At 69.6% G+C, this 8,906-nt stretch carries 10 protein-coding genes; 3 read left to right on the top strand and 7 right to left on the bottom strand.

The window, feature by feature from the left end; all coding sequences use genetic code 11:
• The first annotated feature begins 114 nt into the window (after window positions 1-114).
• Window positions 115-549 carry an NUDIX hydrolase gene (locus ETP66_RS11650; RefSeq protein ID WP_130842760.1) on the top strand — a complete coding sequence of 145 codons (435 nt, stop codon included), beginning with the start codon at window positions 115-117 and terminating at the stop codon, window positions 547-549.
• On the opposite strand, the gene meaB is transcribed toward ETP66_RS11650, so the two are convergent.
• From meaB to ETP66_RS11630, 4 genes are read right to left on the bottom strand one after another with little or no spacing between them, the layout of a single operon-like run.
• Window positions 514-1,470 (bottom strand): methylmalonyl Co-A mutase-associated GTPase MeaB, encoded by a 957-nt coding sequence (gene meaB / locus ETP66_RS11645; RefSeq protein WP_130842759.1) that lies wholly within the window; start codon window positions 1,468-1,470, stop codon window positions 514-516. The two genes, ETP66_RS11650 and meaB, sit on opposite strands and share 36 nt — an antisense overlap.
• Before the next feature lie 32 nt (window positions 1,471-1,502).
• The gene (locus ETP66_RS11640) at window positions 1,503-1,877 is read right to left on the bottom strand and encodes a RidA family protein (RefSeq protein ID WP_130842758.1); all 375 of its coding nucleotides are present in this window, start codon (window positions 1,875-1,877) and stop codon (window positions 1,503-1,505) included.
• A 4-nt stretch (window positions 1,878-1,881) separates the two neighbouring features.
• Entirely contained in the window at window positions 1,882-3,699 is a 1,818-nt protein-coding gene (locus tag ETP66_RS11635; RefSeq protein ID WP_130842757.1) for a protein kinase domain-containing protein, read from the bottom strand.
• A 10-nt stretch (window positions 3,700-3,709) separates the two neighbouring features.
• Window positions 3,710-3,922 carry a transcriptional regulator gene (locus ETP66_RS11630; protein WP_130842756.1) on the bottom strand — a complete coding sequence of 71 codons (213 nt, stop codon included), beginning with the start codon at window positions 3,920-3,922 and terminating at the stop codon, window positions 3,710-3,712.
• An 88-nt stretch (window positions 3,923-4,010) separates the two neighbouring features.
• On the opposite strand from ETP66_RS11630, the gene murA reads away from it, so the two are divergent.
• Both murA and prfB read left to right on the top strand, forming a co-directional pair.
• Window positions 4,011-5,306, top strand: coding sequence for a UDP-N-acetylglucosamine 1-carboxyvinyltransferase (gene murA / locus ETP66_RS11625; protein ID WP_130842755.1), 1,296 nt, complete (start codon window positions 4,011-4,013; stop codon window positions 5,304-5,306).
• A gap of 179 nt (window positions 5,307-5,485) precedes the next feature.
• Window positions 5,486-6,584, top strand: a protein-coding gene (gene prfB, locus ETP66_RS11620) for a peptide chain release factor 2 (RefSeq protein ID WP_130842754.1) whose coding sequence is annotated in 2 segments (ribosomal slippage) — window positions 5,486-5,536 and window positions 5,538-6,584 — 1,098 coding nt in all. Because the reading frame shifts where the segments join, the coding sequence is not laid out codon by codon here.
• A 4-nt stretch (window positions 6,585-6,588) separates the two neighbouring features.
• Here prfB and phoU read toward each other — a convergent pair.
• Genes phoU through ETP66_RS11605 form a run of 3 tightly spaced genes read right to left on the bottom strand, consistent with a single transcriptional unit; the run spans window position 6,589 to window position 8,826 of the window.
• Window positions 6,589-7,251, bottom strand: coding sequence for a phosphate signaling complex protein PhoU (gene phoU, locus ETP66_RS11615; RefSeq protein ID WP_130842753.1), 663 nt, complete (start codon window positions 7,249-7,251; stop codon window positions 6,589-6,591).
• 13 nt (window positions 7,252-7,264) lie between these two features.
• Window positions 7,265-8,122 (bottom strand): sensor histidine kinase, encoded by an 858-nt coding sequence (locus ETP66_RS11610; RefSeq protein ID WP_430731890.1) that lies wholly within the window; start codon window positions 8,120-8,122, stop codon window positions 7,265-7,267.
• Window positions 8,123-8,154: 32 nt separating this feature from the next.
• The gene (locus ETP66_RS11605; protein ID WP_130842751.1) at window positions 8,155-8,826 is read right to left on the bottom strand and encodes a response regulator transcription factor; all 672 of its coding nucleotides are present in this window, start codon (window positions 8,824-8,826) and stop codon (window positions 8,155-8,157) included.
• Window positions 8,827-8,906: the final 80 nt, after the last annotated feature.

Below are 8,906 nucleotides of genomic sequence, written 5' to 3'. Positions count from 1 at the left end.
TTTCTAAGGAGCATGAAGCCCTGCTTTCCCCTTTTCAGGTCCTTTGAGGGCGCCCATGGGCGCCCTTTTTTGTTTCCGGGGGGTGGGTCGGGAAGCGTGCGCAAAGGGCGGCGGATGCCGGGAGCCAGGAGAAGGGTGGTCTCGGCGGGGGGTGTGGTCCTCCGGGGGGATCCTCCCGAGGTCCTGGTGGTCTCCCTGAGGGGTGGCCGGGTGATCACCCTGCCCAAGGGGCAGGTGGAGCCTGGGGAGCGCTATCCGGAGACCGCGGTGCGGGAGGTGCGGGAGGAGACGGGGGTAGAGGCCGCGGCGCTTTTTCCCCTGGGCAAGGTGCGTTACTACTTCACCGTCCGGGAGGAAGGGGGGGCGGTCTCGGTGGGCAAGGAGGTCCGCTACTTCCTCATGGCCTACCGAGGAGGGGAGCCCAAACCCCAGCTGGCCGAGGTGGAGGCCGCCTTTTTCCTGCCCGCCGAGGAGGCCCTGGAGCGCCTCTCCTACCCCAACGAGCGGGAGATCCTACGCCGGGCCCTCCTGCGCTTCCGGCCGCAGTAGGCGCCGGGCGGCCTCCTCCGGGGAGAGCTCTCCCCGGGCCACCCGAGCCACCAGGTCGCCCGCCTTATGCGTTTTTTTCCGCCCCCATTCCTGGATGACGCTCTCCACCTCAAACCGGGCCCGCTCCAGGCGGTGGGCTTCCAGGAGGCCGTGCCCCAAGAGGTGCTGATGGTGGGCCTCCAAGCCCTCAAAGAGGGCCTCCACCCCCTCCCCGGTGGCGGCCACCGTGGGAAAGATGGGGGGGCGCCAGCCCCCGGGGCGGGGAGGGGAGAGGTCCAGGGCGCTTTTAAGCTCCTGGATGATCCGGTCGCCGCCCGGGAGATCGAACTTGTTCACGGCGAAGAGGTCGGCGATCTCCATCACCCCGGCCTTGAAGGCCTGGACCGCGTCCCCGGCGGCGGGGGTGAGGACCAGCAGGGTGGTGTCCGCCACCCGGGCGATGTCCACCTCGCTCTGGCCCACCCCCACGGTTTCCACGAAGATCCGGTCAAAGCCGAAGGCTTCCAGAAGGGCCAAGGCGGCCACCGTGGCCCCGGCCAGCCCCCCCAGGGCGCCCCTCGAGGCCAGGGAGCGGATGTAGACCCCGGGGTCCTGGTGGTGGCGCATCATGCGGATGCGGTCCCCCAGGATGGCCCCCCCGGTGAAGGGGCTGGAGGGGTCCACGGCCAAGACCCCCACCTTTTCCCCGCGCTGCCTGGCCTCCACGATCAGACGGTCGGTGAGGGTGCTCTTGCCTGCCCCGGGGCTTCCGGTGACCCCCACCACCTTGGCCCGTCCCTGGCCCCGCAGGCGCTTCAGGAGCTCTTGGCCCAGGGGGTGGCCCGACTCCACCAGGGTCAGGGCCCGGGCCAGGGCCCGTATATCCCCTTCGCGGAAGCGGCCTTCCAGCTCCGCCGCCTGCGTTTCTCCTGCACTCGCCATGCCGTCATTCTACGCTTTTTTGCCGGGGCGCTTTATTCCGCCAGGGCGACGCAGGCCACCTCCACCCGCGCCCCCCGGGGCAGGGCCCTCACCGCCACCGTGGCCCGGGCGGGGTAGGGGGGTTGGAAGTAGCGGGCGTAGACCTCGTTGAAGGCGGGGAAGTCCTCCATGTCGGCCAGGAAACAGGTGGTCTGCACCACCCGGGAAAGGCTCGAGCCCGCGGCCTCCAGGACCGCCTTGAGGTTTTCCATCACCTGTGCCGTCTGGGCGCGGACGTCCCCTTCCACCAGGCTGCCGTCGGGCCGCAAGGGGATCTGGCCGGAAACGAAGACCAAGCCCCCAGCCCGCACCGCCTGGGCGTAGGGGCCAACGGCCTTGGGGGCCTTTTCGCTGCTGACCGCTTCCATGGCCCTATCCTACGCCAAAGCGGTAGAGCCTCCCCGCGAGGTTGACCACCAGGACCTCCTGGGCCAGGGGCAGGGGGGGTACCTGCACCGCCCCCAGGCCCGTGGCCTCGAAGACCACCTGGCCCCGGCGGTCCACCGCCAGGAAACGTCCCTCCTCCGTGGCCAGGAAGAGGTGCCCGCCCGCGTAGGTGAGGCCAGCCGTGACCTTCCCCACCTCCAGGCTCCACGCCTCCTCCCCCGTGGCCTGGTCCAGGGCCCGCAAGACCCCGTTCCAGCCCGCTGCGTAGACCCGCTCCCCGTCCAGGGCCAGTCCCCCCCAGAGTTCGCCTTCCAGGGCGGTGTTCCAGAGGGTTTCCCGGGTCAGGGGGTCGAAGGCGTAGACTTCCCCCTCCCAGGTGGGGATGAAGAGCACCCCCCGGTGGGCGGCCACGGGGGCGTGTACGGGTCCGGTCTTCACCTTGTAGCGGAGGGCCCCTGTCCCCGGGTCCAGGGCGTAGAGCCAGCCGTCCTCCGAACCCAGGAAGAGGAGGCCCCGGTAAAGGGTGGGGCTCGCCGAGAGGTGCCCCCCGGCGCGGAACTGGAAGAGGGGCCGGTCCCGCTCAAAGGCGTAAAGGACGCCGTCCCGACTGGCCACATAGACCCTTGGACCCAGCACCAGGGGGCTGGCCGTGACCTCGGTTCCCGTCTCGGCGCTCCACTCCAGGGTGCGGCCCCGGAAGCGGCGCACCCGGCCGTCCCAACAACCCACGTACACCCCACCCCGCACCACGGGGGGGGCCGTCACCTCGTCGGGGAGGGTTTCCCGGTGCACCTCCCCCGTGAGAAGGTCCACCTCCACCAGGCCCCGCCCCGCCCCCAGGAAAACCCGTCCTCCCGCGTAGACCATCTCCCCGGGCCAGGCGGCCTCTCCCCCCAGGTCCAGCTTGCCCCTCAAGGAGAGGCGCCTGGGGTCGGGGGCCAGGGGGTAGTGGCCGCTGCGGCTTGCCCCTGCCCGGGGCGTAGCCAGGCGCAGGGCCTGGAACTCCTGGAGGACCCCCCGGAAGAGGCCCGGGTGGGAGGGCCTTTCCTCGGGGTGCTTGGCCAAAAGGCCCAAGACGGCCTCCCCCACCCCCTTGGGGATGGCGGGGTTCAGGGCCTCGAGGGGCCTGGGCGCCTCGTAGACGTGCTGGAAGAGGACGGCCTGGTCGTTTTCCCCCTCAAAGGGGGGTTTGCCGGTGAGGGTGCGGTAGAGGACCGCCCCCAGGCTGTAGAGGTCGGCCTTGGGGGTGAGGGGCAGGCCCTTGGCCTGCTCCGGGGCCATGTAGGTGGGGGTGCCCAGGGTGTAGCCGGTGCGGGTGAGGTGGCGGCTCTCCTGGAGGAGGTAGGCCAGGCCGAAGTCCATCACCTTGGGGTGGCCCTCCCGGGTGAGGAGGATGTTCTTGGGGGTGAGGTCCCGGTGGAGGATGCCCTGGGCGTGGAGGTGGGCCAGGGCTTCCATCACCCGGATGGCGGCCTCCAGGAGGTGCTCCCCTTCGGGGCCCTCCTCGAAGGGGCCCAGCCGATCAAAGGTGCCCCCCTCCACCAGCTCCATGACGAAGTAGGGCCTCCCCTCCTCCTCCCCCAGGTCCAGCACCTGGACGATGCCCGGGTGGAAGAGGCGGGAAAGGGCCCGCACCTCCAGGAAAAACCGCTCCCTTTCCGGAGGCAGGGCCCGGGGGTGGAGGAGCTTCACCGCCACCTTGCGCCCCAGGCGCTCGTCCACCGCCCGCCAGACCTCGGCCATGCCCCCGGAGCCCAGGGGGGCCTCGAGGCGGTAGCGCCCGGCCAGGACCACGCCGGTTATTCTAAGCCGCTCACTCTTCCGGCTCCAGCCGCCTCAGGAGTTCGGCCAGCTCCTCCTTGCCTTCCTCCAGCTCCCGCACGATCTTGGCGATGGCCAGGCGCACCACCTCCGACTTGGACACCAGCCGCTCGGGGCTAGAGAGCTCGTAGGCCGCCCGGGTGAGGAGGGCGTCCTGCTCCTCGGAGATGACCACCTGCAGCCGCTTTTTCTCCCTCTTGGGCATACCGCTCCTTGGCAGGTAGTGTAGCAGAGGGTGCATCGCCTTGACAATGCGAATCCGCCTGTATATCCTCACCTTGAGTAAGGTGTGTATGATGCTCACGGAGTCGGGGAAGGGGAGCCGGATTCTGCGGATCGAAGGGGGCCTCCCCCTGTCCGGTGAGCTCCGCGTCTATCCCGCAAAGAACGCCGCCCTGCCCATCCTGGCGGCCAGCCTCCTCACGGAGGAGCCGATAACCCTTCTGGAGGTGCCCAGGCTCCGGGACGTGGAGGTGATGCTGGAACTCCTGGCCCACCTGGGCACCCATTACGCCTGGGAGGGCCGGACGCTCCACCTCCATACCCCGGAGATCCAAAGCACCCACGCCCCCTACGAACTGGTGGGGCAGATGCGGGCCAGCTTCATCGTCTGGGGGGCGCTCCTCGCCCGGGTGGGGGAGGGGCGGATCTCCTTGCCCGGGGGCTGCGCCTTCGGGGCCAGGCCCGTGGACCAGCACGTGAAGGCCCTGAAGGCCCTGGGGGCCGAGGTGGTGGAGGAGGAGGGCACCTTTTATGCCCGAAAGACCCGCCCCCTTGCGGGCCGGGTGGTCTTCGACCTGCCCACGGTGGGGGGGACGGAGCAGGCCATGCTGGCCGTGGCCCTGGGGGGGGAGGCCACCTTGGTCCAAGCGGCCATGGAGCCCGAGGTGGAGGACCTGGGCCGCTTCCTCGGGATGCTGGGGGTGGAGGTGCGGGGCCTGGGCAGCCCCATCCTCCACGTGCGGGGGGCCAGGCGGCTTGGGGGAGGCACCTACCGCATCATCCCCGACCGCATCGAGGCGGGCACCTACCTCCTGGCGGCCGCGGCCACCCGGGGCGCCCTCACCCTCACCCAGGTGCGCCCCGACCACCTGGATGCCCTTTTGGACAAGCTCCGCCAGGCGGGCCACCGGGTGGAGGTGGGGCCGGACTGGGTGCGCTTCACCGCCGCAAAGCACCCCGAGCCTTTCCATGTGGAGGCCCGGGAGTACCCCGGGTTTCCCACGGACCTTCAGCCCATCGTGGGTGCCTACCTGGCCACGGTGCCGGGGCAGAGCGCCATCACCGACCGGGTCTACCCCGACCGCTTCACCCACGTGGGGGAGCTGGCCCGCATGGGGGCCGAGCTCTACCTGCGGGACCGCACCCTGGTGGTGAACGGCAGGCGGCTGCACGGGGCCCAGGTCAAGGCCCTGGACATCCGGGCCGGGGGTGGGCTGGTGGTGGCCGCCCTGGCCGCGGAAGGGGTTTCCGAGATCGAGGGGGTGTACTTCCTGGAGCGGGGCTACGAGCACCTGGAGGAACGCCTCCGGTCCTTGGGGGCCCGGGTGGGCGTGGCGGAGGTGCCCCTGGCCCTGGCGGCCGATTAGCGGCCTTCCGGCGCTTCCCGGGTCATGGCGGCGCAACCCCCGGGGGCCTCGAGGGCAGCAGGCGGGGCGGCCGCGCGCCCTCTGCTTCGCAGGCTCACTCCTCTATGGGAGGAAATATGCGCTTTTCCATATCAAAGCTGCTTGCGCCCAGCCCTCAAGACGGCTATACTGCGAAGGGTATGGACCTGGACCTTCTCGCTGCCCGGTTGGACGGGCTCCGGGGGTATCTTTGACATCCCCAGCAAGGAAGCCCGTCTGAAAGAGCTGGACAAACGGCTGGAAGACCCCGCCCTCTGGCAAAACCCCGAGGAGGCCCGGAGGGTGAGCCAGGAGGCGAGCCGTCTGCGGCGCACCGTGGACGCTTTCCGCTCCCTGGAAAGCGATCTTCAGGGCCTCCTGGAGCTATGGCAGGAGTTTCCCGCTGCGGAGCGGGAAGCCCTCCGCCCCGAGCTGGAGGAGGCGGCGCACAAGCTGGAGGAGCTCTACCACGAGACCCTCCTCTCCTTCCCCCACGCGGAGAAGAACGCCATCCTCACCATCCAGCCCGGGGCCGGGGGCACGGAGGCCTGCGACTGGGCGGAAATGCTCCTCAGGATGTACACCCGCTTCGCCGAGCGGCAGGGCTTCGGGGTGGAGGTGGTGGACCTCGTCCCGGGCCCTGAGGCGGGGATCGACTATGCCCAGATCCTCGTCCGGGGAGAGAACGCCTACGGCCTCCTCTCCGCCGAGGCTGGGGTCCACCGCCTGGTGCGCCCCTCCCCCTTTGACGCCTCCGGGCGTCGCCACACCTCCTTCGCCGGGGTGGAGGTGGTGCCCGAGGTGGACGACACCGTGGAGGTAGTCATCCGTCCCGAGGACCTGCGCATCGACGTTTTCCGCTCCCAGGGGCACGGCGGCCAGGGGGTGAACACCACCGATAGCGCTGTGCGCATCGTCCACCTGCCCACGGGGATCACCGTCACCTGCCAGACCACCCGCAGCCAGATCAAGAACAAGGAGCTGGCCATGAAGGTGCTCCGCTCCCGGCTCTTCGAGCTGGAGTGGCGAAAGAAGCAGGAGGAGCTCCAGAAGCTTCGGGGAGAGGTGCGGCCCATCGAGTGGGGGAGCCAGATCCGCAGCTATGTCCTGGACAAGCAGTACGTGAAGGACCACCGCACGGGCCTCATGCGCTTTGACCCCCAGAACGTCCTGGACGGGGACCTGCTGGACTTCGTCTGGGCGGGGCTGGAGTGGAAGGCGGGCCGCCGCCAGGCGGCGGGGGAGGTGGAGGCCGACTAGGGCTTCAGTAGACGTCCTCAGGGGTCTTATAGACCTCGCCGGTAAGCCAGTAGATCACCCTTTCCGCCACGTTTTCCAGGTGGTCCCCCAGGCGCTCGTAGCTGCGGGCCACCCGCAGGAGGGTGAGGGCCTTGGTGAGGGTGCGGGCGTCCTCCATCATGTAGGTGACGAGCTCCCGGGTGATCTCCTCGTAGAGCCCGTCCACCTGGTCGTCCATCTCCAGCACCTTGCGGGCCAGGGTGGCGTCCCGCTCCGCCACCGCCTTGGCCAGGGTGTCCATCATCTCCAAGAGCCTGCGGCCCATCTCCGGCAGGGTCACGTAGCGCTTCAAGGGGGGTTCCCGGGTCAGGAAGAGGGCGTCCTCGGCCACGTGCATGGCGTAGTCCCCGGCCCGCTCCAGGTCGGTGAGGGCTTTGATGACGGTGAAGATGAGCCGCAAGTCCGAGGCCACGGGCTGGTGGCGGGCGATGAGGGTGATGGCTTCGTTCTCCACCTTGAGCTCCAGGGCGTCCACCTGCCGGTCCTTGGCGATGACCCCTTCCGCCCTGGCTCCGTTGTTCCCCACCAGGGCCTCGGTGGCCTCCTGGGTCATCTCCCGCACCAGGGAGAGCATCCGTAGGGTCTCTTCCAGCAGGTGGTTCAGGGCTTGGTCCAGGGCTTCGCGCATCTTTCCTCCATGTTCAGTTTAGGGGAAGTTGGATGCCAAAGACATTCTCCCCTCCCTGCCTGCCCCCGTAGGCTTCCCCCCCCAGCCCCCGGGCCAGGCGGCGCACCAGGTAAAGGCCCAGGCCTTGGCCCGTTCCTCCCTGGAAGCCCCGGCGGCGGGGAAGGAAGAGGGCCTCGTAGTCGGGGAGCTCGGGTCCCTGGTCCCTCACCTCCAGGTGCAGGCGTTCCCCCTCCTGGTGGGAGAGGAGGCGGATGGGATCCTGGCCGTATTTGAGGGCGTTGTCCAGGAGGTTCAAGAGGATCTGAAAGAGGGCCTCGGGGTCGGCATGGACGGTATGGGGGAGGCAGACCTCCACTTGGCGTCCCCTGAGCCTTTCCTGGAAGAGGCGCTCCAGACGGGGCCAGAGCTCCTCCAGGGGAAAGGTGCGCTTGGGGCCGGGCTGGGTGAGGGAGAGGTCCTTGACCAGGCGGGAGAGGCGGGACACCTCTCCTTTGAGTAGGTCTAGGATCTCCTTCTCCTGCGGGGTCTTGGGGGTGAGGGCTTCCAGGAGGGGCCCCATGCCGGCCAGGGGGGTGCGGAGTTCGTGGGCCAGGGCCTGGGTGGCCTCCTCCAGGGCCTGCAGGCGTCTTTGCCCTTCCGTCTCGTCCCAAAGGTAAAGCCTTCCCGGCAGGGCCTTAGCCCGGAGTAGGCGGCCCCGGACCTCCAGGGTCCGCTCGCCCCCGTAAAGGGCCAGGGCCTCCAGGCGGTGGTCCCGCAGGGCCAGGAGGAGGGGGCGGCCCACCACCTTTTCCCGACTCACCGCTAATAGCTCCGCCGCCACGGGGTTGAGGTAGACCACCTGCCGCTCCTGGTGGAGCACCAGACCCTCCATGGCCTCCTCCCAGGCCGAGGCGAGCGCGTCCCTCACCCTTCCCCCTTGAAGCGGTAGCCAAGCCCCCGCACCGTCTCCAAAAAACGCGGGGCTTTGGGGTCTTCCCCGAGCTTTTCCCGCAGCTGGAGCACGTGTTGGTCCACGGTCCTGGGAGTGCCCAGGTAGTCCTGGCCCCAGACGGCCTCCAAAAGTTCCTCCCGGGTGTAGACCCGTCCCGGGCGGGCCGCCAGAAAGGCCAGAAGCTCGAACTCCCTCCGGGTGAGGGGAAGGGGTTCGCCTTCCAGGCTCGCCTCCATCCGCTCCAGGTCCAGGAGGAGGGGGCCCCTTTTGAGCACCTTGCGCCGGCCTGCCCGTCGCAGGAGGGCCTCGAGGCGGGCCAGGAGCTCCTCGGTGGCGAAGGGCTTCACCAGGTAGTCGTCCGCCCCCCGGGAGAGCCCCTCTACCCGGTCCCGCACCTCGGCCCGGGCGGTGAGCATGAGGACGGGGAGGTCGGGGTAGGTTCCCTGGCGCATCCTCTCCAGAAGCCGCACCCCAGGCTCGTCGGGGAGCATCCAGTCCAGGACCACGGCCTCGGCTTCCCTCAGGAGGGGCCAGGCCGCCCCCGCCGAGGGGGCCTCGAGGACCCGGTGCCCGGCCCGCTCCAGGGCCAGCTTCACCCCAAGCCGCACCGCAGGCTCGTCCTCAACCAGGAGCACCGTGGCCACGCCTCCAGTCTAGCCTGGGGCCTGTCAGGGGAAGGTCAAGGCCCCTTGCTGAACCTAGACAGACACATGTGAGACGCTGA

It is taken from the genome of Thermus thermamylovorans (assembly GCF_004307015.1).
Lineage (GTDB): Bacteria > Deinococcota > Deinococci > Deinococcales > Thermaceae > Thermus > Thermus thermamylovorans.
The sequence above is the reverse complement of the archived record's forward strand: the minus strand, read 5'-3'. Positions and strand labels throughout refer to the sequence as shown.